Below are 24,128 nucleotides of genomic sequence, written 5' to 3' on the forward strand. Positions count from 1 at the left end.
TCGGCATGTTGCGCCGCTGGCAGCGTGAACCTCGGGTCGCAGGCAGCTGCGACCCGCGAGTGAACCCCTCCTGTGACGATTCGCGGGAGCTGCCCGACGACGGCCGCCTGCGCCTTCTCAGCTTCAACATCCAGGTCGGTATCAGCACCGAGCGCTACCGCCACTACCTGACCCGCGGTTGGCAGCACCTGCTGCCCCACGCGGGGCGGGCGACCAACCTGAAGCGGATCGGCGAACTGCTCGCCGACTACGATCTCGTCGCCCTCCAGGAAGCCGACGGCGGCAGCCTGCGTTCCGGCTACGTCAACCAGGTCGAGCACCTGGCCCAGTTGGGGGCGTTCCCCTACTGGTACCAGCAGCTCAACCGCAACCTCGGGCGTATCGCCCAGCACAGCAACGGCCTGCTCAGCCGCTGGCGGCCGACCCTGCTGGAAGATCATCCGTTGCCCGGTCCGCCGGGGCGCGGCGCGATCTTCGTGCGCTTTGGCGAAGGCGCCGACGCGCTGGTGGTAGTGATGATGCATCTCGCTCTCGGCGCTCGCACCCGCACTCGCCAGCTCGCCTATATCCGCGAGCTGATTGGCGACTACCGCCACCAGGTGCTGATGGGCGACATGAACACCCACGCCGTCGATCTTCTGGAAAACTCGCCCCTGCGCGACCTCGGCCTGATGGCGCCGCAGGTCGAGGCGACGTTTCCCAGCTGGCGGCCGCAGCGCAATCTCGACCATATCCTGCTCAGTTCCGATCTCGCTCTCGAGCGGGTCGACGTGCTCGACCAGCCGATCTCCGACCATCTGCCGGTATCGGTGGAGATTCGCCTGCCGGACAACCTGCGCGACAAGGCCTTGGTCGTGCGCGGGGATGCCGGGAGTCCGCCATGAGTCGCGACGACGTCCAGCGCTGGAAAGACAAGTACCTGGAGAACATCGAGCAGCAGGAGCGCCTGCAACGGCGCTGGGATGCCCGGATCGACCTGCTGCGTCGCGGCCTGGTGCGTAGCAGTCTGGCGGCCGAAGGCAGCGACAAGGCGGTCGACCAGTGCATGAAGGAGCTGCGCGAGATCCTCCGTCGCGACGACATGGACGCCGGCCTGTCGGGCCTGATTCCGCGCCTGGAAAAGGCCGTGCTCGACTCCGAACAACGCCGCCAGCAACGCACCCAGCAGAACATCGATGCTCTCGGCGAACTGGCCCAGCAGTTGCTGGCCCTGGACCTGCCGCGGGAACTGCGCAAGCCGCTGAAGCAGTTCGCCCGCGATATCGAGGAGCGCGCCCGGCAGTCGCGCGAGATTCCGATCCTGCTCAGCGAGCTGAGCAGGCTGCAACGCCAGGCGCTGGCCGAGCGCAAGGGCGGCGATGCCGAAGACGGTCGCCCGAGCCTGTTGCAACGCCTGTTCGGCGGCAAGGAGTCGGAAACCACCGCGGAGCCGAGCGCATCGGTGCCGTCCGTTGTGGCGGCAAGCAATACACCGATCCAACCGGCGGCGGCCGCGCCGTCCCTGCCGGTCGCCGAGCACGACGAGGCGCCAGGCGGTCCGCCGCAGCCGTTGCCCGCCCGCACGGTCGCCGCCATCGAAAGCGCGCCAGCGGGTTGGGTCGGGGTCGCCGAGCGTGGCGAGCCGAACCAGATCCTGCTGGATGAGCCCCGGGAAATCTGGCTCGACAGCCTGCCGCTACCGGCCGGCCTGAGCTTTAGCGAGACGCTGGAAGAAGCGGGTGCGGAGCCGTCGCCCGCAATGCCGGCGGACGTTGAAAGCGCGCCCGAAACTCCGGCCACTCCTGTGGATAACCTCGACGGGCAGGCGGTAGACGAGGCCTACGAACTGCCGCCGCCGATACCGGAGCCCGGCTACAGCGCGGTGGCGCCGCACATCGAGGCCAGCCTGCTGCGGCTGCTCGACGGCCTGTCCCTGCCGAGCAGCCACCAGCCCCAGGCCGAGGCGCTGCGGGAGCGGATCGATGGCAGCCTGAACTGGTATGAGCTGGTGCCGGTACTCGACGACCTGGCGGTGCTGGTGCTGTCCCTGGCGGACAGTGGCCAGCGCGACTTCGAGGAATACCTGCGGCAACTCAACGAGCGCCTGGAAAGCTTCCTCGGCCACCTGGGCGACGCCCACGCCGGCTATACCGACGTGCTGGACAACGCGCGCGGCTTCGACCAATCGCTGCGTGAGCAGGTCAGTGGCCTGCAGGCCAGCGTGCAGCAGGCGACCGACCTGAACAGCCTCAAGCTGGCGGTGGACAGCCGGCTGAACGGCCTGCTTGCCTCCATGGACGAACACCAGCGCGAACAGGCCGAGCACGAACAGGAGGTGTCCGGCCGCCTGCAGGCGCTGATGGAGCGGGTCAACAGCATGGAGCAGGATGCCAAGGCGTTCCACAGCCACCTGGAGGACCAGCGACAGAAAGCCCTGACCGATCCGCTGACCGGCCTGCCCAACCGCGCGGCGCTCAGCGAGCGCCTGGAACAGGAAGTGGCGCGCCGGCACCGGGACGGCGGCGATCTGCTGCTGGCGGTGCTGGACATCGACCACTTCAAGCGGATCAACGACGACTTCGGCCACCTGGCCGGGGACAAGGTGCTGAAGATCATTGCCGGCGAATTGCGCAAACGGTTGCGGCAGGCCGATTTCATCGCCCGTTTCGGCGGCGAGGAGTTCGTCGTCCTGCTCCCGGCCACGTCCCTGGAAGCCGGCCGGCAACTGCTCGAACGGCTGCGCGCGGCGATCGCCGCCTGTCCGTTCCATTTCAAGGGCGAGCCCCTGAGCATCACCTGTTCCGCCGGCATCACCGCGTTCGAAGGCAACGAGGCCGGCGAAGCGGTTTTCGAGCGTGCCGACCAGGCGCTGTATCGAGCCAAGCGCGCCGGCCGGGACCGCCTGGAAGTGGCCTGAAGGGCGACCAGCGCACATTCCGACGACTCGGGACGGGCTCGCCTGCAGGTGTTGCCGCGGCTCGCTAGAATGGTCCCGCCCGGTAGAATGACCGGCTGTCCCGCTCTGGAAACTCCCATGGATATGTTCGGCGTCGCCGTCCTGATCTTTCTGGTCACCGACCCCTTCGGCAACATCGCCGTGTTCCTCGCCGCGCTGAAAGGCGTCGCACCTGGGCGCCGCCTGCGCGTGGCGTTTCGCGAGCTGGCCTTCGCCCTGGGCCTGCTGCTGCTCTTCCTCACCCTCGGCGAGCACATCCTCAGCGGCCTCGGCCTGTCCCGCGAGGCGACCGGGATCGCGGGTGGCATCATCCTGTTCGTGATCGCCATGCGCCTGATCTTCCCGTCGCCCCAAGGGCTGCTCGGCGAAGTGCCCGACGGCGAGCCGCTGCTGGTACCCCTGGCCACCCCGGCGGTGGCCGGGCCCTCGGCGCTGGCGATGCTGATCACCCTGCGCACCACCTTCGACGGTCCGCTGTGGGAGCTTTACCTGGCGGTGGTGCTGGCCTGGGCCGCTACTGCGCTGATCCTGCTGCAGGCGGCGTTCCTCCAGCGTTTCCTCGGCCCGCGCGGGCTGACCGCCATCGAGCGGCTGGCCGGCATGCTGCTGATCATGCTCAGCGTCGATATGCTGTTGGACAACCTGCGCAGCGTGTTGCACATCGCCGCCTGACCGCGCTGCCCATTTTTTTCGGAGTCATCATGCGTTCGTTCGTTCTACTGGCTTTCACCCTGTCGCTGCTGGCCGGCTGCTCCAGCGGCCCGCGCCTGAACACCGACTACACCTCGGCGAACCAGGACAGCCGCGTCCAGTTCATCGTCCTCCACTACACCTCCACCGATCTGCCGCATTCGCTGGGCATCCTCACCCACGGCGGCGTCAGCGCGCACTACCTGATCGGCGACGACGAGCCGGCCACCGTCTACCGCCTGGTGGATGAGAACCGCCGCGCCTGGCACGCCGGGGTCAGTGAATGGCAGGGCCGGACCTGGCTGAACGCCACCTCGATCGGCATCGAGATCGTCAACCAGGGCTATCGCGATACACCCCAGGGGCGGGTCTGGTATCCGTTCAGCGAAGCACAGATCCAGGCGCTGATCCCCCTGCTGAAGGACATCGCCAAGCGCCACGGCATCACCCCGGACCGGATCATCGGACACAGCGATATCGCGCCGGGCCGCAAGGTCGATCCGGGTCCGCTGTTCCCCTGGAAGCGCCTCGCCGACGCCGGCCTGGTGCCCTGGCCGAAGCCCGGCGAATTGGCGCGCCGGCTCGCCGAACTGAACGGCCAGCTGCCGGATGTGCGCTGGTTCCAGCAGCAGTTGGCGCGGCACGGTTACCTGGTGCCGCAGACCGGCGAGCTGGAGAAGGACACCCGCGACGTCATCGGCGCTTTCCAGATGAAATACCGTCCGGCCCGCTTCGATGGCGAGCCGGACCTGGAAACCGCCGCCCTGCTGCTGGCGGTGCCGACTTCCTGAGGCCTGTGGAAAAGCCTGCCGGGAGCGGCCCCGGTCACACCGGCAGCAGCATGTAGAAGCGCGCGCCCTGGCCCGGTTGCGAGCGCACCGCGATGCGCCCGCCATGCAGCTGGATGATTTCCTTGCACAGCGCCAGGCCGAGGCCGGCGCCGCCCTTCTTGCGTCCGACCTGGACGAAAGGCTCGAAGATCCGTCCTTGCTGGCTGAAGGGAATGCCTTCGCCATTGTCTTCCACCGCGATCAGCACCCGGTCGCCCTGGCGCCGGGCCTGCAGGTGGATCTGCCCGCCTTCGCTGCTATGGCGCAGGGCGTTTTCCAGCAGGTTGTCGATCACCCGCTCGATCTGCAGGCGATCGAGCTGCAGGCGCGGCAGCTCATCGCCCAGCTCCAGTTGCAGCGAGACCCGGCGGGCCTCGCCCTTGGGAATGAAACGCTGCTGCGCCTGGGTGAGCAGGTCGACGAGGTCGCAGGAAGCCAGTTCGAGCTTCTGCATGCCGGTCTGGTAGCGCGAGAAGTTCAACAGGTCGTTGATCAGCAGGACCAGCCGCGACATCTCTTCGTCCACCGTCTGGATCAGGTCCGCTTCCCGTGACTCCGCGGGGAAGTCCAGGCGTTCGCGGAGCAGGCTGAAGGCCATCTGCATGCCGGTCACCGGCGTACGCAGTTCGTGGGAGGCGCGCAGGACGAATTCGCTGCGGACCCGTTCGAAGGCGCGCTGCTCGGTCACGTCGCGGACCACCAGCACCGCGCCGACGCTATGCCCGCCGGGATGGGTGACCGGATACAGCGACCAGGCCAGCAGGCGCGACTCGCCGGCGACGTCCACCACCAGGTCGGGCATCGCCTCGTCCTGGACTTCGCCGAGCAGGGCCTTTTCCACCGCCTCCTGGACATCGACATCGCTGAGTAATTCGTCGATCCGCTTGCCATGGGGGTCGTTGGAGACGAACAGCTGGCGGATCGCGACCGGGTTGGCGTGTTCGATGCGTCCCTGGTTGTCGAAGATCACCAGGCCGTCGTCGATGCTGTCGAGTACCGCCTGCAGGCGCCGCTCGCCGGAAAGCACCTCTTCGACGCTGGTCTTGCGATACTGCCGCAGGGCCTCGGCCATCAGGCCGAAACGCCGGGTCAACTGGCCGACCTCGGCGACGTTGGTCATCGGCAGGGTCACGTCGAAATCGCCTTCGCCGATCCTGTCCGCCGCCCGCGCCAGGGTTTCGATCGGCGCGCCGAAGCGCCGGGCGATGCTGTGGGCGGTGACGAAACCGATCAGCAGGATGGCGACGCCCACCAGGCCAAGCAGGCCGGCGACCAGGTAGGCACGATGGCGGGCGCTGGTCTCGGCTTCGCTGATGCCGGCCAGCGCCAGTTGCTGCAGGTCCTGCAGGCGCAGGCGCAGGCCATTGAAGGCTTCGCTGAAGCCGTCGTTGTCGGCCATGGGCGCTTCGAGCAGGGCCGGGGTGTGCGCCTGCAGTTGCAGGTAGGCGTCGCGGACGCCATCCAGGGCGGCCTGCTCGGCGCTGTCGACGGTATTCGCCCGGCCCTGTTCCAGGACTCGTCGGAAGTCGTTTTGCGAGCGCTCCAGGGCCTGCCCGTCGGGGGTTTCGCGGAGCAGTATGACCAACTGGTCGCCGAGCAACTGGCGCAGTTGCTGGCTCACCTCGATGGTCGCGTAGTGGTGCGACATCCGTTGTTCCTGGGCGCGGCCGAGCTGCATCACGCTGAACAGCCCGAGCAGCAGGCCGAACAGCGAGACGGTGATCAGCGCGGAAATGCTGAGGAACAACCGGGTCCGGAGCTTCATCGGCAGCGGCATGCTCATAGGCCGTACTGCTTGCGCTTCCGGTACAGGGTCGAGGCATCGATACCGAGGGTCTTGGCGGCCTGGTCGAGGGTCGCGCTGGAGGCCATCACCGCCGTGATATGGGCTTTCTCCAGGTCTTCCAGGCTCAGCGATTCGCCGATCCGCGGCGCGCTGCTGGCAGATTGCGCAGCGCTGAAACCGAGGTGGTCGACATCCACCAGTTCCTGGTTGCAGATGATGCTGGCGCGTTCGATCACGTTGCGTAGCTCGCGTACGTTGCCCGGCCAGGGGTATTGCCGCATGGCCTCGCGGGCGGCTTCGCTGAAGCCGCGGGCGGGGCGGCCGTAGTCCTTGACGAAGCGGGCGAGGAAACGTTCGGCCAGGCCGAGGATATCCTCGGCGCGTTCGCGCAGGGGAGGCAGGTTGAGCACGATCACGTTGAGGCGGTAGAGCAGGTCCTCGCGGAACTGGCCCTGGGCGACCATCGCGCCCAGGTCGCGGTTGGTCGCGGCAAGGATGCGTACGTCGGCGCGGCGGGTCACCGGATCGCCGACGCGTTCGTATTCCTTGTCCTGGATGAAGCGCAGCAGCTTGGGTTGCAAGGTCAGCGGGAAGTCGCCGATCTCGTCGAGGAACAGGGTGCCGCCGTCAGCCTGGCTGACCCTGCCCAGGGTGCTTTCGGTGGCACCGGTGAAGGCGCCGCGACTGTGCCCGAACAGTTCGCTTTCCATCAGTTCGGCGGTCAGCGACGGGCAGTTGATGGTGACCTGGGGCTTCTTCGCGCGTTTGCTCCAGGTGTGGATGGCGCGTGCCAGTTCGCCCTTGCCGGAGCCGGATTCGCCGAGGATGAGGATGTTGGCGTCGGTCGCCGCTACCTGGCGCGCGGTCTCCAGTACCGCGGCCATGGCCGGGCTGTGCGATTCCAGGCCGTCGCCCTGGCGGCGCACTTCGTCCTCCAGGGCCTCCAGGCGCGCGGTCAGTTGGCGCACCTCCAGTTGCTTGGCGGCGGCCAGGCGCAGTTGGTCCGGGCTGCAGGGCTTGACCAGGTAATCCACCGCGCCGGCCTGCATGGCGTCGACCGCGGTATCCACCGCCGAATGCGCGGTGACGATCACCACGCGCATCCATGGCGCCTGGACGCGCATCTGGGCGAGAACGTCGAGCCCGTTGTCTTCGCCCAGGCGCAGGTCGAGGAAGCACAGGTCGAATACCTGGCGCTGCAACAGGGCCTCCGCCTGCGGCGCGCTGCTGGCGGTGGCCACGCTGTAGCCTTCGTCTTCGAGGCAATAACGGAAAGTGCGCAGGATCGCCGACTCGTCATCGACCAGCAGGATGCGCCCCTGTTTTTCGGAAGTGGTTTCCATCGTTGCTTTTTATCCTCTAGGGAATTCACTGCCATTCGGCTTCTGGGTTAGTCCCCGGAAAGCCCATGCAAGTTGCAGAGCGCCCCGCCGCCCATCCGGGCGGCCAGGGCGGCGTGCAACCTGCCGATGTCTGTTCTTGGGTTTTCGGGAAGCCGTGGCGGCTCCACGGATGGCTCCGGGTAGCAGGTGCCGGGTCGCTTCCCTGTTGCATGTGACAGCGTACCGCGCCGATCGTGCAAAACGCCCGGAATAATTTGTCGCGTCGTGCAGGATGAACTGCGCAGACTACCTGGGTTGTTTTATAACTTATTGAATTAAAAGTTTTTTTATTTTTCAGAAAGGCTGGCATGCGGCGTGCAATGAGGTAGTCACGGTCTCCCTGAAGAAAAAATGGACACAGGCCGGTTCGCTACCCCGATGGGCCTGGCCCCGAGGCGGTACCGACAGTTCCGAAGGCACACAGGAGAAAACATCATGCTTAGTTGGGCTATCACCTTTCTGATCATCGCCATCATCGCTGCCGTCCTCGGGTTTGGTGGCATCGCAGGTGCCGCCACCGGAATCGCGAAGATCCTCTTCGTGCTGTTCCTGGTGCTCTTCGTGGTCTCGTTCTTCTTCGGACGCCGTCGCGGCTAGCCGGATGCCAAGGAGAAAGCGATGCGACTCATGCGTAACCTGATGAACGCACTGCTGCTCGGTGCCGCCGCCAGTTCGCTGGCGGTGGCGGCCGACAGGGACGGCGAATACCGCTTGAACGAACTGCAGAGCACCGATGCCGGATACCGCAAGGCCTGGCAGAACCTGGTGGAAGACGAGAGCCGCTTGCCCGACTGGGTGATGAATCTCTCGGGAACCGCTACGCCGATGCATGCCGTCGACGACCAGGGCGACAAGTATCTGGTTGGCGGTCTCTGCGAGAAGTCCGATTGCAAGGGCCATCGCCTGCTGGTCGCCTTCGATTGGGACAAGAGTCATGCCTACGGGCTCTACGTGCAGGTGCCCGAAGGGCTGCCGCAGGACAAGTCGCCGAGCAAGCACGCCAGCTTCCGCTGGCTGGGCAAGCCGGAACCGGCGGTACAGAAGATCCTCGACGAACAACTCAAGGCCGATCCGAACTGGTACTGAGGCGGAACGGGCTTGCGTGACACCGCCCCGCCCGCAGCGGGGCATGGCCAGGGGACCGGGATGCGCTGGGTGAGGTCGATCCGGCGGGTTCCAGGGGTACAGGGAGTACCTCCTTCGGGGTCGGGCCAGGCGAAAACGCGCCGGAGGGGAGCCACCGTTGTCTCGCTGCCTTCCGGCGCGCTTCTATATATAGAAGGGGTACGACGCTCCGCCGTCCGGCGGAGCGTCGGCTTCCGCACCGATACTCCGCGAACTTCCCTGATATCGATCAATGCCTGTGGATGGCGGAGTCGTTTTACAATCGACCGCCCGCGCGTTCCGAGGCGCCCTCCCAGAAGGGCTTTACCGCGCGGTTATCCACAGAATGCCGCTTATCCACAGCCGGCGATGGCGTGCCGGACGGCGTTGCGTGTCCTGCGACCATCCATCGCAGCGATGATGAGCGACTTTCAACTTCCCAGGATGGGCACGTGGCTCCCGGGCCTTGCACGGAGTGCCTTCCGCTCCCTGTTCTTGTACGAAAATCAAGGGCAATTTCCTGTGGGACGGACGTTTCATTAGTGATTTCTCATGCCGATTCGGCATGGGGCAGTCACTTACGGCATTAGACGGGGTAGGGGAGCGCATGAATCATTGCGCCCTTTCGCCTGTCGGGAGCGACTCTCCCGTTGGAGCGACTCCCGACTTCCACAAGAATTAAGGGTGACGAAACATGGGTAAAGCCAAGCTAAGCCTCGCCTGGCAGATCGTGATCGGTCTGGCACTCGGTATCGCCGTCGGCGCAGTGCTCAACCATTTCAGCGCCGAAAAGGCCTGGTGGATCGCCAACGTGCTGCAACCGGCCGGCGACATCTTCATCCGTCTGATCAAGATGATCGTGGTGCCGATCGTGATTTCCTCGCTGGTGGTCGGCATCGCCGGCGTCGGCGACGCGAAGAAGCTTGGCCGCATCGGCCTGAAGACCATCATCTACTTCGAGATCGTCACCACCGTCGCCATCGTCGTCGGCCTGCTGCTGGCCAACCTGTTCCAGCCCGGCACCGGCATCGACATGAGCACCCTGGGTACCGTGGACATTTCCCAGTACCAGAAGACCACCCAGGAAGTGCAGCATGACCATGCGTTCATCGCGACCATCCTCAACCTGATTCCCTCCAACGTCTTCGCCGCCATCGCCCGTGGCGAGATGCTGCCGATCATCTTCTTCTCGGTGATGTTCGGCCTCGGCCTGTCGAGCCTGCCCAACGACCTGCGCGAGCCGCTGGTGAAGGTGTTCCAGGGCGTTTCCGAGACCATGTTCAAGGTCACCCACATGATCATGAAGTACGCCCCTATCGGTGTCTTCGCCCTGATCGCGGTGACCGTCGCCAACTTCGGCTTCGCCTCGCTGCTGCCGCTGGCCAAGCTGGTGATCCTGGTCTACGTGGCCATCGTCTTCTTCGCCCTGGTGGTGCTGGGCCTGATCGCGCGGATGTTCGGCTTCTCGATCATGCGCCTGATCCGCATCTTCAAGGACGACCTGGTCCTCGCCTATTCCACCGCCAGCTCGGAAACCGTGCTGCCGCGCATCATCGAGAAAATGGAAGCCTACGGCGCGCCGAAGGCGATCAGCAGCTTCGTGGTGCCCACCGGCTACTCCTTCAACCTCGATGGCTCGACCCTGTACCAGAGCATCGCGGCGATCTTCATCGCGCAGCTTTACGGCATCGACCTGTCCATCGGCCAGCAGATCATGCTGGTGCTGACCCTGATGGTGACCTCCAAGGGTATCGCCGGCGTGCCGGGCGTATCCTTCGTGGTGCTGCTCGCCACCCTGGGCAGCGTCGGCATCCCGCTCGAGGGCCTGGCCTTCATCGCCGGCGTGGACCGCATCATGGACATGGCGCGCACCGCCCTCAACGTGATCGGCAATGCCCTCGCGGTGCTGGTCATCTCCAAGTGGGAAGGCATGTACGACGCGGCCAAGGGCCAGCGCTACTGGGATTCGCTGCCGCACCTGCGGCAGGCGGTCGGCGAAGCCAAGGGCAAGCAGGCCACCCTCGAATAAGGCGGCTTCCCGCCCAGGAGGCCCCGGCATCGTCCGGGGCCTCGGCGTTTCTGGCGCCGGCACCGCCTGCGCCGCTATCATCCGCGCAACGCGGGGGATTCTGAATGCTGAACGGCTTGTGGTTGGGTTTTTTCCTGGTGGCGGCGGCGAGTGCGCTGGCGCGCTGGTTGATCGGCGGCGATGCGACGGTGTTCGCGGCGATGGTGGAGAGCCTGTTCGCCATGGCCAAGCTGGCGGTCGAGGTGATGGTCCTGCTGTTCGGCACCCTGACGCTCTGGCTCGGTTTCCTGCGCATCGCCGAGAAGGCCGGGCTGGTGGAGCGCCTGGCGGTGCTGCTCGGTCCGCTGTTCCGCCGGCTGATGCCGGAAGTGCCGCCGGGGCATCCGGCGATCGGCCTGATCACCCTGAACTTCGCCGCCAATGGCCTGGGTCTGGACAACGCCGCCACGCCGATCGGCCTGAAGGCGATGAAGGCGTTGCAGGAGCTCAATCCCAGCAGCACCACCGCGAGCAATGCGCAGATCCTCTTCCTGGTGCTCAACGCCTCGTCCCTGACCCTGCTGCCGGTGACTATCTTCATGTACCGCGCGCAGCAGGGCGCGGCCGATCCGACCCTGGTATTCCTGCCGATCCTCCTGGCCACCAGCGCCTCGACCCTGGCCGGCCTGCTGTCGGTGGCGCTGATGCAGCGCCTGCGCCTGTGGGACCCGGTGGTGCTGGCCTACCTGATCCCCGGCGCGTTGCTGCTGGCCGGCTTCATGGCGGTGCTCGGCACGCTCTCGGCCACCGCGCTGGCGCAGCTGTCCTCGCTGCTGGGCAACCTGACGCTGTTCAGCCTGATCGTGCTGTTCCTGATCGTCGGCGCGCTGAAGAAGGTGCCGGTCTACGAGAGCTTCGTGGAGGGGGCGAAGGAAGGTTTCGACGTCGCCAGGAACCTGTTGCCGTACCTGGTCGCAATGCTTTGCGCGGTTGGCGTGTTGCGCGCCTCCGGGGCGCTGGAAGTGGTACTCGGCGGGATACGCTGGGCGGTCGAGGGGCTGGGTTGGGACAGCCGCTTCGTCGAAGCGCTGCCCACCGCGCTGGTCAAGCCGTTCTCCGGCAGCGCGGCGCGGGCGATGCTGCTGGAGACCATGCAGACCCACGGCGTCGACAGTTTCCCGGCGCTGGTCGCCGCCACCGTGCAGGGCAGTACCGAGACCACCTTCTACGTGCTCGCCGTCTATTTTGGCTCGGTCGGCCTGCAGCGCGCGCGCCACGCGGTGGGCTGCGCGCTGACCGCGGACCTGGCCGGGGTCATCGCCTCCATCGGCGTGTGCTACTGGTTCTTCGCCTGAGGTCGCCAGGCTTCGACGTCACTGGGTGACGTCGAAGCGCAGGGTGCCGATCATCTGTCCGGCCTCGGTGAGTACCTTCACCTGCCAGTGGCCGACCGGGTCGCCGGGGAAGTTCTGCTTGTGGGTCCAGGCCCGGTAGCCCTCCTTGCGGCCGCCGTGGATATCCAGGGCGATGCGGTCGAACTCCTTCCCGTTGAACATCCACACGTGATAGATGCGCTCGTCGAGGCCGCGCGGCGCGTTGATCGCGGTATAGGCGAACAGGCCCTGGCTGCGCAACTGGGCGGCGCCGACCTGCTCCAGGCTGTCGCCGGGCGTGCGGCTCTGGTCGTCGAACTGGCTGCTCACCGCCACTTCGGTCAGCCACAGGGTGGCCGGCGGTACCCAGGTGCGGCCGAACCATCCGGCCAGGCCCACCGCCAGGGTCAGGCCGAGAAGCAGGAAGCCGCGCCACCAGTGCTGTAGCGGGAAGGTCACGAGCAGGCTGGGGAAGGACAGCACGACGGCGATGCCCAGCGACAACCGGTAGCTTTCCGGGGTGGTCAGGTGCAGCAGGATCGGCAGCGAGGTCAGCAACACCGCGAACAGGGTCAGGGTGTGGTAGGCGAGGAACACCCAGCGACGCCTGGACAGCCAGCGATAGTAGAGCGGATCGGTGATGGAGATCAGTGCCGCGGCGGCCAGCGTCCCTGTGAACAGCGCCTGGCCGCTGTTCCAGGTGGTGGTGATGAGAAAGAACGGGAGGACGAAGAACAGGCTTTCCTGGTGGATCAGTTGGGTCGCGTAGCGCAGCAGCGGCGCCGGGATCTCCCAGCCGAAGCGGCGGGCGAAGGTCTCCCGCAGGAGGTTCTCGAGGATCAACCAGACCCAGCTGACCAGCATGATGATCGCCAGCACCTGGGCGAAGCCCTTCTGCCGGTCGACCATGATGAAACTGAACACGCCCGAACAGAAGCCGAACAGGGCGATGGTGCGCGGATAGCGGGCCATCAGGCCGCCGACCAGGGCGATCAGTTGCTCCAGGCGGGCCTTGAGGACGGGGCGTTGTTGGTTGGGCATGGGGACCAGCGGGTTCTCGATCGGAGCTGCTCGGCCAGCCGGCCGGGGCGCGCAGCATAACCCCGGCCGGGTTTCCTGGGTATGAACGAAGGACAGCTGCCGCGTGGCGAATGTTTCCTTCGCCCGACAGAGGCTCCGCTCTCCTTTCTGGAGGTCGACCAGGGAAAAAGGCGTCGCTTTCCCGACCGATGGTCGCGAAGCTTTCGACAGCCTTTCAAACCCCTTCAATTCGCACCTTTCGGGCAATTTTAGATTGTTCGACAGCAGTTTTTACACATATGGTTACAACTCGGTCGATGGATGACGTACCCGCCTGCGTGGCCATCGACGCCGCCATGGACCGCTTCCCCGTGTCTGCCTGAGTGTGTGTCCCATGGCCTCTAATAAATCCAAAGGTGTCGCCATTTTCCGTGTGGTCAGTGGCAACTTCCTCGAGATGTACGACTTCATGGTGTATGGCTTCTACGCCACCGCCATCGCCAAGACCTTCTTCCCCGGCGACAACCCGTTCGCCTCCCTGATGCTGTCCCTCGCCACCTTTGGCGCCGGCTTCCTGATGCGGCCGCTGGGTGCGGTGTTCCTGGGCGCCTACATCGATCGCCACGGCCGCCGCCAGGGCCTGATCATCACCCTCGGCCTGATGGCCATGGGCACCCTGCTGATCGCCTTCGTTCCCGGCTATGCCACGCTGGGCGTGGCGGCGCCGTTGCTGGTGCTGTTCGGCCGGCTCCTGCAGGGTTTTTCCGCCGGCGTCGAGCTGGGAGGGGTTTCGGTCTACCTGTCGGAGATCGCCACGCCAGGACGCAAAGGCTTCTTCGTCAGTTGGCAGTCGGCCAGCCAGCAGGTCGCGGTGGTCTTCGCCGGCCTGCTCGGCGTGCTCCTCAACCAGTGGCTGAGCCCGCAGGACATGGGCGAATGGGGCTGGCGCGTGCCGTTCTTCATCGGCTGCCTGATCGTTCCGGCGCTGTTCGTCATCCGTCGCTCGCTGGAGGAAACGCCGGAGTTCGAGGCGCGCACCCACCGACCGTCGCTGTCGCAGGTGCTGCGCTCCATCGGGCAGAACTTCGGCGTAGTGCTGGCCGGTACCGCGATGGTGGTGATGACCACCGTATCGTTCTACCTGATCACCGCCTACACGCCGACCTTCGGCAAGAACGAACTGCAACTGTCGGACCTCGACAGCCTGCTGGTGACCATGTGCATCGGCCTGTCCAACTTCATCTGGCTGCCGGTGATGGGCGCGTTCTCCGACCGCATCGGGCGCAAGCCATTGTTGCTGGGTGCCTCCGCGCTGGCACTGCTGACCGCCTACCCGGCGCTGTCCTGGCTGGTCCGCGAGCCGAGTTTCGCCGGCCTGCTCGGCGTCGAGTTGTGGCTGTCGTTCCTCTACAGCAGCTACAACGGCGCGATGGTGGTGGCGTTGACCGAGGTGATGCCGGCGGACGTGCGCACTACCGGTTTCTCCCTCGCCTACAGCCTGGCTACGGCGACCTTCGGTGGTTTCACCCCGGCGGTCTGCACCTGGCTGATCCACACCCTGGACAACCGCGCGGCCCCGGGCATCTGGCTCAGTGGCGCGGCGCTGCTGGGGCTGCTCGCCACCCTGGTGCTGTTCCGCCGGCGCGGCAAGGAGATCGCCGAGGCCGAGCTGGCCAACGCCTGAGGCGTTTCGCCGCATGCCGTGCGTCGGCTCCCGCCGGGGCTGCGGCGGCGGCGTTGATGTCGATCAACCGGAGCTGCGCCAAACCGCGTAGACAGGAAGGAAGTGGTTGTACCGACTTCCTTCCCTTCCTGGAGATCGCATCATGTCCAATGTACAAAATGCCAGCCGGTCTTCCGCGTTCGCGGCGGTAGAGGGCGACCATTGGGTCGAGTCCCTCGACGATGGCCGCCACGTGCTGATCCGTCCCCTGCGCGAGGAGGACCGGGAGCGCGAACGCCAGTTCATCAACCGGCTGTCCCCGGCGACCCGCCACTTCCGCTTCCTCGGCGAGATCAAGGAAGCCAGCCCGGCGCTGCTCGATCAACTGATGGACATCGACTACCAGCAGAGCATGGCCTTCGTTGCCCTGGTGCACGAGGACGGTGAGCTGCGCGAGGTCGGTATCAGCCGCTACGCCGCCTGCTGCGAGGAAGGGCAGTGCGAATGCGCGGTAACCATCGCCGACGACTACCAGGGTCTGGGCCTCGACGCCGTGCTGATGCGCCATCTGATCGACGTGGCGCGGCGCAACGGCTTCCGCCAGATGTATTCGGTGGACTCGGCGGCCAACCGGGCGATGCGCGACCTTTGTTGCGCACTGGGCTTCGTCGGCCAGCGCGACCCGGACGACTCGACCCAGGTCATCCACCGCCTGGCCCTGTAGCCCGGTCAGGCGCGCCGGCGGCGCAGGCCGAACCAGAGCAGGCCGCTGGCCAGGAGACCGGCGGCGAGCAGCAATGGGTAGAGCATGTCGTCGTCGAATAGCGGCTTTTCGATGCGCAGGTAGCCTTCGCCGTCGAACAGCCGCTTCGCCAGCGCGTTCGCCTGTTGCAGGCTGACCTTCGCCAGGCGGCGCTCCTCATTGGGGAAATGGCCGTCCTCGTAGTCGGCCAGCGAGCCCCAGTAATAGTCCGCCAGCGCCGCGTTGCCCTGGGTGCTCCAGGCCAGCCTGGCGCGCTCGGCGAATTGCACCCGCTTGAAACGCCCCGGGTCCAGGCCATGCTGGCGGATGCCGTCGAGCAACTCGCGCAGGGCGGCCTCGGTGGCGGGTAGGTCGCTGCGCTCGACATCCGCGTCGAGGCTGAAGAAGCCCTGGTTGGCGAACACCTGGCGATCGGTCGATGGCCCGTAGGTGAGTCCGCGACGCACACGCAGGTCGGCGTACAGCGCGTCGTTCATATAGGCCTGGAGCAGGACCATGGCGTCCGGGGCGGCGTCGTCCGGCTCCGGATAGATCCAGTGCAGCATCGCACCCTCGCCGAATGGCCGGGTGATCAGGGTGCGCCTGGCCTCGGCATGCCCGTTGGCCGCCGGCAGCTCGCGGCGCTCGGGGAGCTCGTGGTCTTCCAGGGTGCCGAAGGTCCGGGTCAGATAGGCCGGCAGGCGCGGATCGAGGTCACCGACCAGGATCAGGGTCATGTTGCCCGGTACGTACCAGTCGCTGCGCAGCCGCTCCAGCTGCTCCGCGCCAAGCGGCGCCAGCGGCGCGCGCTGGGAGCAGGCCAGGCCCAGTTCCACCGCCAGTTGGTCCATGGCGCCACGGCCCAGGTTCTCGCGGTCGAGCCAGCGCTGCAGGTGCGAGTAATGGCCGCCGCCTTCGCGCTCGATCACTCGCTTGGCGGCGGCGATGCGCGGCTCGTCCAGTTCGGTGCGGGTGATGGTGTCCAGCAGCAGGTCGAGGACCTGCCGCTGGGTGGCGGCAGGTGCCTCGATGACGAAGGTGGTGTCGCCTTCGCTGGTGTAGGCGTTCCATTGTCCGCCGAGGGCCTGCATGCGGGCTTCCAGGTCGGCCTCGTCGCCGCCGTCCAGGCCGCTGAAGAAAAGGTGCTCGAGCAGGTGCGGCAGCTGCTTTTCACGGCACGAGAAGTCGGCGAAACCGACCCCCACCACCAGCCGGATCGAGACGTGCCGGTGCTGCTCGGTGGGCTTGAGCAGCACGCCCATGCCGTTTTCCAGCTGGAAGGCTTCGACCTCGCTGCGCTGGTCGGCGTACGACCAGGGGCAGAGCAGGCAGAACAGCAGCAGGGTGGACAACGAACGCATGGGCCGAGCCTGGAACTGAAAATACCGAGAATAGCGGATGCTTCATGACGAACCTACCCGCAGAACGGCTAATGTCGCGAACGGCGCGTTTCCGCTCGCTCCTCGGCGAGCGCTGGCTCGGCCAGCGGCGCCGAGGTCATGTCGTCGACTTCGTCGGCCCAGTCGTCCTCGTCCCGCCGAGTGCCCTCGTCGGCCGCGCTGCTCGGCGCGTCTGGATTGTCCAGCACGGCGTAGGCGATGGCGCAGAACAGCGAGTTGAGACGCTTCATGTCGCTGATCAGGTCCAGGTGCAGCGAGCTGGTCTCGATGCTCTGTACCACCTGCTGGTGCAGGCGGTCGACATGGGCATGGGCGTAGCGCCGTTCCTGCAGGCGGAAGCGCTGCTTGGCCCGGCGCAGGCGCTTGGCGCTGTCGAGGTCGCCGTTGAGGAACACCGAGAGACCCAGGCGCAGGTTGGAGACCAACTGCTGGTACAGGGTGCCGATCTCTTCCAGGCCGGTGTCGGAGAACGAGCGGCTGCGCGAGGTCTTCTTGTCCTGCACGGCGGCGAGCATGTGCTCGATGATGTCGCCGGCCTGCTCCAGGTTGATCGCCAGCTCGATGATCTCCGCCCAGCGCCGGCTGTCGCGTTCGGACAGGTCCTCGCGCGGCATCCTTGCCAGATACAGCTTGATCGCGGTGTAGAGGGCGTCGACGTCGTCGTCGAGCTTGCGGATGTCCTTGCCGAGCAGCGGATCGCCGCCGCGGATGATCTGCATCAGATTGTTCAGCATCTGCTCGACGGTGTCGCCCATGCGCAGGGTCTCGCGCACCGCGTTGGCCAGCGCCAGGCTCGGCGTGTCGAGGGCGGCGGGGTCGAGATGGCGCGGCCGGGCGACGTCGTCGGGAAGGGCACGGTCGGGCATCACACGGGTGCAGAAGCTGGCCATGGCGTTGGTCAGCGGCAGGCAGGCGAGGCAGCGCGCGGCGTTGTAGAGCACGTGGAAGGCGATCACCAGTTCGGCTGTGCTGAACTGCCAGTGATCCATCCAGTCCGCCAGCGGCCCCACCAGGGGCAGCACCAGCAGGCAGCCGGCGACCTTGAACAACAGGCTGCCGAGGGCCACCCGGCGACCGGCGGCGTTTTGCGCGGTGGCGCTGAGCATGGCCAGGATGCCGCTGCCGAGGTTGGCGCCGACCACCAGGCACAGCGCGACTTTCAGCGAGATCACCTTGGATGCGGCGAGGGTCGCGGTAAGCAGCACGGCGGCCAGGCTGGAATAGGAAATCATGGCGAACAACGCGCCGGTCAGCGCGTCGAGCATGATGTCGCCGGTCAGGCTGGAGAACAGTACCTTGACGCCCTTGGCTTGGGTCATCGGCTCGGCGGCGGCGACGATCAGCTGGAGCGCCAGGATGATCAGGCCGAGGCCGATGAATACCCGGCCGAGCTGGCCGAGGCGGGTCTGTTTGCGGCTGAGGAAGAAAATCACGCCGAAGAAGATCAGCAATGGCGAAAGCCACGACAGGTCGAGGGTCAGCACCCGCGCCATCAGCGCGGTGCCGACATCGGCGCCGAGCATGATCGCCAGGGCCGGCGCCAGTGCCATCAGGCCCTGGGCGACGAAGGAGGTGGCCAGCAGGGCGGTGGCGTTGCTGCTTTGCACCAGGGCGGTGACGCCGATGCCGGCGGCGAACGCCAGCGGGCGTTTTTCCACGCTGCGACTGAGGATGCGCCGCAGGTCGGCGCCGTAGACCCGGAGGATTCCGGTGCGGACGATATGCGTGCCCCACACCAGCAGGGCGACGGCAGAGAGCAGGTCGAGCAGTTTCAGCATGGCGTGGCCCCCCCTGGCACTACGACGAATGGCCAACCTCGCGCCAGGTTCCGCGTGCGTTGCGCCGCGGAGCCCGGACAACGGCGCCAACGGCCACGATGGAAAGGCAGCGTTCAGGCGAGTTGTAACACGAACGTCATATTTGGACAGGCGCCCCCCGCGGGAGTTCGTCTCGGCAGCCCGAGCGGCAGGGCGCCTACCCTTCATTCAAGCGTGCGCGCCGCGAAACGGCGAGGATTTTTTCGCCTTCCGTTCGATGCATGCGTTTGCGCCACAGGCCATGGAATTAGCCGACAGGAAGGGTATCCTTTGCACCTTTTAAAAAGCCCCGGTCTAGAGGGATACAGAGGAGTGGTGCGGATGCGATTTTCGGGGATCAGTGGCTGCCTCTCGGCAGCGGTGTTGGCGCTCGGGGTAGGGGGAGCGCCGGTGGTTCAGGCCGATGCGCTGGGCGATAGCCTGGAGCAGGCGCACATCCGCAAGGCGACCTTCGCCGCGCCGGCCTGGGAAGGCTATACCAACGCCGACGGCAGCGGTCTGTACTGGGACCTGCTGAAGCAGGTCTATGCGCCCTACGGGCTTGACGTGAAATTCATCAACATGCCCTGGAACCGCGCCAACAAGCTGATGACCGCGGGCTCCATGGTCGATGGCGTGCCGGGCGAGATCCCCGGCGTTGAGGGCAAGCTGTACGCCCAGTTGCCGATCGACATCGAGTACCACGGCGTGATGCATGCGGCGAAGACGCCCTTTTCCGGCCGCGCCAGCCTCACCGGCAAGCGCGTCGGCTGGCGCCACAGCTACAACCTGATCCCCGCGGAGCAGCGCGACTTCACCCTGGTCGAGTGCGTCCGCCCCGAGCGTTGCACCGAGCAGGTCCAGAACGGCGAGCTGGATTTCTTCCTCGACGAGCCGGACGAACTGGAAAAGCAGCGCAGCGAAGCGCATCTGCCGGCCGACGCCTACCCGATCGCGCAACTGCCGCCCGGCAAGGAGTCCTTCATGACCTTCGCCGACAGCGCCAGCGGCCGGCTCCTGCGCGAGGTCTATGACGCGCGGGTACGGCAGATGGCGGCGTCCGGCGAGCTGCGGGCGCTCTACCAGCGCTGGAACAGCGAGGTGCCCGGCGCCGTGCAGGCTCTTTCGGCGCAGTGATGCGCCGCTCATTTCCATCGCGAAGCCTTTCCGGGGCTTGCGCGGTGGGAATGAAACGCCTAGGATTCGCCCTTCATTTCCCCCACTTACGCACCGCAAAGGAGGTTACATCGATGATTCAGTTCTCTACCCTTTGCAGGCTGCGCCTGGCCTAACGGCCACCGAAACCTACCGCTCGACCCCCTGCACCGCTGAACGATTCCCGCCCTTGCGTCCGCGCAAGCTTCCGGCGAGAGGTCATCGGCTGCCGCGGTCACCGCTCCCCAGGTTTTCACTTCTCCGTTAGACGCCCTTCGCCCTTCCGCGAGTGCCCGCTCGGCTTCGGTCTGCCCCCCGGATCTACCGTTTCAATCACATGGATTGGATTATGGGCAACTACATCAAGCCTTTGTCCGCGGGCGTCGCACTGATCGCCTCGGACAGCACCTGGATCGAAGGCAAGGCGATCCAGCAACTGCAAACCACCGCCGAGCTGGACGGCATGTGCCGCGTCGTCGGTCTCCCGGACCTGCATCCCGGCCGCGGCTATCCGGTCGGCGCGGCGTTCTTCTCCGTCGGTCGCTTCTATCCGGCGCTGGTCGGCAACGACATCGGCTGTGGCATGGCCCTGTGGGAAACCGGCCTGGCCCCCGGCAAGCTGTCGGCGGACAAACTGGAAAAGCGCCTGGGCAATCTCGACCTGCCGCTGGACGAGACCTGGAGCGACTGCATCGAAGCCCTGGATCTACCGGCCCGCGAGCACTGGCGCGCGCTCGGCACGATCGGTGGCGGCAACCACTTCGCCGAGCTACAGCAGGTCGAGACCGTGTTCGACCAGGCCGCCCTGCACGCCCTCGGCCTCGATGCCGGCCGCCTGCAACTGCTGGTGCACAGTGGCTCGCGCGGTCTCGGCCAGGCGATCCTGCAAGAGCAGGTCAGCCTGCATGGCCACGCCGGCCTGCTCGACGGCAGCCTGGAAGCTTCCGCCTACCTGGCGCGCCACGCCGATGCGCTGCGCTTCGCCGAGGGTAACCGCCAGCTCATCGCCCGGCGCATTCTCGAACGCTTGCGCTGCGACGGCCTGGAACTGCTCGACATCAACCACAACCTGGTGGCGCCGGCACAGGTCGATGGCGTCGACGGCTGGCTGCACCGCAAGGGCGCCACCCCGGCCGACCAGGGCGTGCTGGTGATCCCCGGCTCGCGCGGCGACTACAGCTACCTGGTGGAGCCTGTGCCGAGCGCGCAGAGCCTGTTCTCCCTGGCCCACGGCGCCGGTCGCAAATGGCAGCGCGGCGAGTGTCGGGAGCGTCTGGCGGCGCGCTTCAGCGTCGACCAGTTGGGCCGTACGCGCCTTGGCAGCAGGGTGATCTGTGGCGACCGCCAACTGATCTACGAGGAAGCGCCGGAAGCCTACAAGGGTATCGACTCGGTGGTCGGCGCGCTGCTCGAAGCCGGCCTGCTGCGCCTGGTCGCCCGCCTGAAGCCGGTGCTGACCTACAAGACCCGTGGGGAGTGCTGCCGATGATCCTGCTGCAACTCTCCGCGGCCCAGGGGCCGGCGGAATGCTGCCTGGCGGTGGCGAAGGCGTTCGAGCGGCTGTGCCTCGAGGCGGCGCAAGCCGGCGTCGAGGTCGAGGTAATCGAGGAGGTGGCCGGCGAGCGTCCGCGCACCTGGCGTTCGCTGCTCCTGGGGCTGCGCGGCACTGCCGCCGAAGCGCTCGCCGAGCGCTGGTGCGGCGGTATCCAGTGGATCTGCCCCAGCCCCTACCGGGCAAGGCATGCGCGCAAGAACTGGTTCATCGGCGCGGAGCGCTTCGCCGCGCCGCCGGCCAGTCTGGAGGGCGAGATCCGTTTCGAGACCCTGCGCTCTTCCGGCCCCGGCGGCCAGCATGTCAACACCACCGACTCGGCGGTGCGCGCCACCCACCTGGCCAGCGGCATCAGCGTCAGGGTGCAGAGCCAGCGTAGCCAGCACGCCAACAAACGCCTGGCGATCCTGCTGATCGCCCGGCGCCTCGCGGACCAGGCGAGCAGCGCGGCCGACGCGCTGCGCGCGGAGCGCCGCCGGGCCCACGGTCGGATCAGTCGCGGCGCGGCTCGCCGGGTATTCCGCGGCGAGCGTTTCGAGCCGGCCTGAGCGGCTCAGTCGCCGAGCACTTCCTTGCGCAGCTTCACTGGCTCTTCGCCCCGCTTGCGCGCGGCAGCGCCGCGCATGCGGATGTTCAGCGCCTCCACGGCCAGGGAGAAGGCCATGGCGAAGTAGACGTAGCCCTTCGGCACATGGACTTCGAAGGCTTCGGCGATCAGCACCGTGCCGACCACGATGAGGAACGACAGGGCGAGCATCTTCAGCGACGGGTGCTTGTCGATGAAGTCGCTGATGGCGCCGGCGCAGAGCATCATCACCAGTACCGCGACGATGATCGCCGCGACCATCACCGGCACGTGGGAGACCATGCCGACGGCGGTGATCACCGAGTCCAGGGAAAAGACGATGTCGATGATCGCGATCTGGATGATGGTGCCGATGAAGCCGCCCGCCGACCCCTTCGGTTCATCGCCGCTTTCTTCCTCGCCTTCCAGGCCCTGGTAGATCTCCGAGCTGCTTTTCCAGAGCAGGAACAGGCCGCCGAAGAACAGGATCAGGTCGCGTCCGGAGATGCCCTGGCCGAACAGGTGGAAGAGGTCGGCGGTCAGGCGCATGACCCAGGTGATCGACAGCAACAGCAGGATCCGCGTCACCATCGCCAGGGCCAGGCCGAAGAAGCGGGTGCGTGGCTGCAGGTGCTTCGGCATGCGCCCGACCAGGATCGAGATCATGATGATGTTGTCGATGCCGAGGACGATCTCCAGGGCGGTCAGGGTGAAGAACGCAATCCAGATTTCCGGGCTGGTCAGCCATTCCATGAAGCGGTCACTCGTCTCGGTCAGTTACTGAACAGGGGGAACAGGCCCAGCAGCAGGGCCATGGCGAGGATTGCCAGGCACACCAGCACGGCCCATTTCAGGGTGAAGCGCTGGTGGTCGCCGAAGTCGATCTTGGCCAGCCCCACCAGCAGGTAGGTGGAGGGCACCAGCGGGCTGAGCAGGTGCACCGGCTGGCCGACGATCGAGGCGCGGGCCATTTCCACCGGGGTGATGCCGTATTCGGCGGCGGCCTGGGTGAGGATCGGCAGGACGCCGTAGTAGAAGGCGTCGTTGGACATGAAGAAGGTGAACGGCATGCTCACCAGCGCGGTGATGGTCGCCAGGTATGGGCCCAGCGCCGGCGGGATCACCGCCAGCAGGCTCTTGGACATGGCGTCGACCATCCCGGTGCCGGAGAGGATGCCGGTGAACACCCCGGCGGCGAAGATCAGCGAGACCACTGCGAGAATGTTCTCGGCGTGTGCGCCGATGCGCTTCTTCTGCTCCTGGATGCACGGGTAGTTGACGATCATGGCGATGCCGAAGGCGATCATGAACAGCACCGGCATCGGCAGCAGGCCGGCGATCAGGGTCGCCATCAGGACCACGGTGAGAATAGCGTTGAACCACAGCAGCTTGGGCCGGCGCGCCTCCGGATACTGCGACACGCTGATCTCCGCCAGGTCCTCATGGTCGGTGGGCAGGTGCAGCTCGCCGAGACGGGCGCGCTCGCGCTTGCCGTAGATCCAGGCGATGGCGAAGATCGCCAGCAGCCCGGCGATCATCGCCGGGATCATCGGCACGAAGATATCCGCCGGGTCGACGTGTAGGGCACTCGCCGCGCGGGCGGTGGGGCCACCCCAGGGGGTCATGTTGAGCACGCCGCTGGAGAGCATGATCAGGCAGGCCATCACCAGCGGGCTCATGCCCAGGCGGCTGTACAACGGCAGTACGGCGGCCACGCAGATCATGTAGGTGGTCGAGCCGTCGCCGTCGAGGGAGACGATCATCGCCAGCGCCGCGGTGCCCAGCGAGACCTTCAGCGGGTCGCCCTTGACCAGCCGGAGGATCTTGCGCACCGCCGGGTCGAACAGCCCGGAGTCGATCATGATGGCGAAGTAGAGGATCGCGAACATCAGCATCACGCCGGTCGGCGCCAGGGTGCGGATGCCGTCGAGCATCATCGGGCCGAGGCCGGCGGCGAAACCGCCGATCAGGGCGAAGGCGATCGGGACCAGGATCAGCGCGATCAGCGCGGACAGGCGCTTGGTCATGATCAGGAACATGAAGGTCGCCACCATGGCGAAGGCGAGCAGGGTCAGCATGGGTTCACTCCGGGGAAGACGGCGGACGGGCGTGCGGCGTGCGGTCAGC

20 protein-coding genes are annotated in these 24,128 nt (G+C 66.5%); 13 read left to right on the forward strand and 7 right to left on the reverse strand.

The genetic code is table 11. The features are described from left to right. Positions 1-5 precede the first annotated feature (5 nt). The 4 genes from JHD77_RS18490 to ampDh2 all read left to right on the forward strand — a co-directional run bounded on the left by JHD77_RS18490 (position 6) and on the right by ampDh2 (position 4,416). Complete coding sequence (locus JHD77_RS18490; RefSeq protein WP_003096975.1) at positions 6-884, forward strand: endonuclease/exonuclease/phosphatase family protein; 879 nt, start codon at positions 6-8, stop codon at positions 882-884. Continuing rightward, entirely contained in the window at positions 881-2,896 is a 2,016-nt protein-coding gene (gene dgcP / locus JHD77_RS18495) for a diguanylate cyclase DgcP (protein ID WP_031756760.1), read from the forward strand. The genes JHD77_RS18490 and dgcP overlap by 4 nt, the downstream gene beginning before the upstream one ends. 117 nt (positions 2,897-3,013) lie before the next feature. Then, the gene (locus tag JHD77_RS18500) at positions 3,014-3,607 is read left to right on the forward strand and encodes a MarC family protein (RefSeq protein ID WP_003102836.1); all 594 of its coding nucleotides are present in this window, start codon (positions 3,014-3,016) and stop codon (positions 3,605-3,607) included. A gap of 29 nt (positions 3,608-3,636) precedes the next feature. Beyond that, positions 3,637-4,416, forward strand: a complete 780-nt coding sequence (gene ampDh2, locus JHD77_RS18505) for an N-acetylmuramoyl-L-alanine amidase AmpDh2 (protein ID WP_003096970.1) — start codon at positions 3,637-3,639, stop codon at positions 4,414-4,416. A gap of 34 nt (positions 4,417-4,450) precedes the next feature. Here ampDh2 and JHD77_RS18510 read toward each other — a convergent pair whose 3' ends face one another. Both JHD77_RS18510 and algB read right to left on the reverse strand, forming a co-directional pair. Then, positions 4,451-6,238, reverse strand: coding sequence for a KinB sensor domain-containing domain (locus tag JHD77_RS18510; protein ID WP_003102837.1), 1,788 nt, complete (start codon positions 6,236-6,238; stop codon positions 4,451-4,453). Next, positions 6,235-7,584 carry a sigma-54-dependent response regulator transcription factor AlgB gene (algB, locus tag JHD77_RS18515; RefSeq protein ID WP_003102840.1) on the reverse strand — a complete coding sequence of 450 codons (1,350 nt, stop codon included), beginning with the start codon at positions 7,582-7,584 and terminating at the stop codon, positions 6,235-6,237. Before algB ends, JHD77_RS18510 begins: the two co-directional genes overlap by 4 nt. A gap of 474 nt (positions 7,585-8,058) precedes the next feature. On the opposite strand from algB, the gene JHD77_RS18520 reads away from it, so the two are divergent. From JHD77_RS18520 to JHD77_RS18535, 4 genes are all read left to right on the forward strand, one after another. Further along, positions 8,059-8,220 (forward strand): DUF1328 domain-containing protein, encoded by a 162-nt coding sequence (locus tag JHD77_RS18520; RefSeq protein ID WP_003096961.1) that lies wholly within the window; start codon positions 8,059-8,061, stop codon positions 8,218-8,220. A gap of 21 nt (positions 8,221-8,241) precedes the next feature. Beyond that, positions 8,242-8,709: an inhibitor of vertebrate lysozyme family protein gene (locus JHD77_RS18525; protein ID WP_003102842.1), complete on the forward strand. Its 468-nt coding sequence runs from the start codon at positions 8,242-8,244 to the stop codon at positions 8,707-8,709. 712 nt (positions 8,710-9,421) lie between these two features. Continuing rightward, the gene (gene gltP / locus JHD77_RS18530) at positions 9,422-10,756 is read left to right on the forward strand and encodes a glutamate/aspartate:proton symporter GltP (RefSeq protein WP_003096956.1); all 1,335 of its coding nucleotides are present in this window, start codon (positions 9,422-9,424) and stop codon (positions 10,754-10,756) included. A 104-nt stretch (positions 10,757-10,860) separates the two neighbouring features. Then, positions 10,861-12,090 (forward strand): nucleoside recognition domain-containing protein, encoded by a 1,230-nt coding sequence (locus JHD77_RS18535; RefSeq protein ID WP_003096953.1) that lies wholly within the window; start codon positions 10,861-10,863, stop codon positions 12,088-12,090. 18 nt (positions 12,091-12,108) lie between these two features. Here the strand turns inward: JHD77_RS18535 and JHD77_RS18540 are convergent, their stop codons facing one another. After that, positions 12,109-13,149, reverse strand: coding sequence for a DUF5924 family protein (locus tag JHD77_RS18540; protein ID WP_003114118.1), 1,041 nt, complete (start codon positions 13,147-13,149; stop codon positions 12,109-12,111). Positions 13,150-13,522: 373 nt separating this feature from the next. Here JHD77_RS18540 and JHD77_RS18545 point away from each other — a divergent pair, with 373 nt between their 5' ends. Then, the gene (locus JHD77_RS18545) at positions 13,523-14,812 is read left to right on the forward strand and encodes an MFS transporter (protein ID WP_003096941.1); all 1,290 of its coding nucleotides are present in this window, start codon (positions 13,523-13,525) and stop codon (positions 14,810-14,812) included. Positions 14,813-14,954: 142 nt separating this feature from the next. Then, on the forward strand, positions 14,955-15,515 hold the full coding sequence (locus JHD77_RS18550) for a GNAT family N-acetyltransferase (protein WP_003096934.1): 561 nt from the start codon (positions 14,955-14,957) through the stop codon (positions 15,513-15,515). 5 nt (positions 15,516-15,520) lie between these two features. On the opposite strand, the gene JHD77_RS18555 is transcribed toward JHD77_RS18550, so the two are convergent. Together JHD77_RS18555 and JHD77_RS18560 are read right to left on the reverse strand one after the other, a co-directional pair. After that, on the reverse strand, positions 15,521-16,894 hold the full coding sequence (locus tag JHD77_RS18555) for a M16 family metallopeptidase (protein ID WP_003102849.1): 1,374 nt from the start codon (positions 16,892-16,894) through the stop codon (positions 15,521-15,523). Between the two features lie 68 nt (positions 16,895-16,962). After that, entirely contained in the window at positions 16,963-18,711 is a 1,749-nt protein-coding gene (locus tag JHD77_RS18560) for a Na/Pi cotransporter family protein (RefSeq protein ID WP_003096931.1), read from the reverse strand. 354 nt (positions 18,712-19,065) lie between these two features. On the opposite strand from JHD77_RS18560, the gene JHD77_RS18565 reads away from it, so the two are divergent. From JHD77_RS18565 to prfH, 3 genes are all read left to right on the forward strand, one after another. Then, on the forward strand, positions 19,066-19,866 hold the full coding sequence (locus JHD77_RS18565; protein WP_003121370.1) for a substrate-binding periplasmic protein: 801 nt from the start codon (positions 19,066-19,068) through the stop codon (positions 19,864-19,866). A 367-nt stretch (positions 19,867-20,233) separates the two neighbouring features. Beyond that, a complete protein-coding gene (locus JHD77_RS18570; protein ID WP_003121369.1) occupies positions 20,234-21,373 on the forward strand; it encodes an RNA ligase RtcB family protein in 1,140 nt (379 codons plus the stop codon). Further along, positions 21,370-21,984, forward strand: coding sequence for a peptide chain release factor H (gene prfH / locus JHD77_RS18575; protein WP_003114116.1), 615 nt, complete (start codon positions 21,370-21,372; stop codon positions 21,982-21,984). The genes JHD77_RS18570 and prfH overlap by 4 nt, the downstream gene beginning before the upstream one ends. A 5-nt stretch (positions 21,985-21,989) precedes the next feature. Here the strand turns inward: prfH and JHD77_RS18580 are convergent, their stop codons facing one another. Beyond that, a complete protein-coding gene (locus JHD77_RS18580) occupies positions 21,990-22,754 on the reverse strand; it encodes a TerC family protein (RefSeq protein ID WP_003096920.1) in 765 nt (254 codons plus the stop codon). Between the two features lie 20 nt (positions 22,755-22,774). Next, complete coding sequence (locus JHD77_RS18585; protein WP_003096918.1) at positions 22,775-24,079, reverse strand: CitMHS family transporter; 1,305 nt, start codon at positions 24,077-24,079, stop codon at positions 22,775-22,777. Positions 24,080-24,128: the final 49 nt, after the last annotated feature.

It is taken from the genome of Pseudomonas sp. P20, assembly GCF_016463925.1.
GTDB classification, from domain to species: domain Bacteria; phylum Pseudomonadota; class Gammaproteobacteria; order Pseudomonadales; family Pseudomonadaceae; genus Pseudomonas; species Pseudomonas aeruginosa.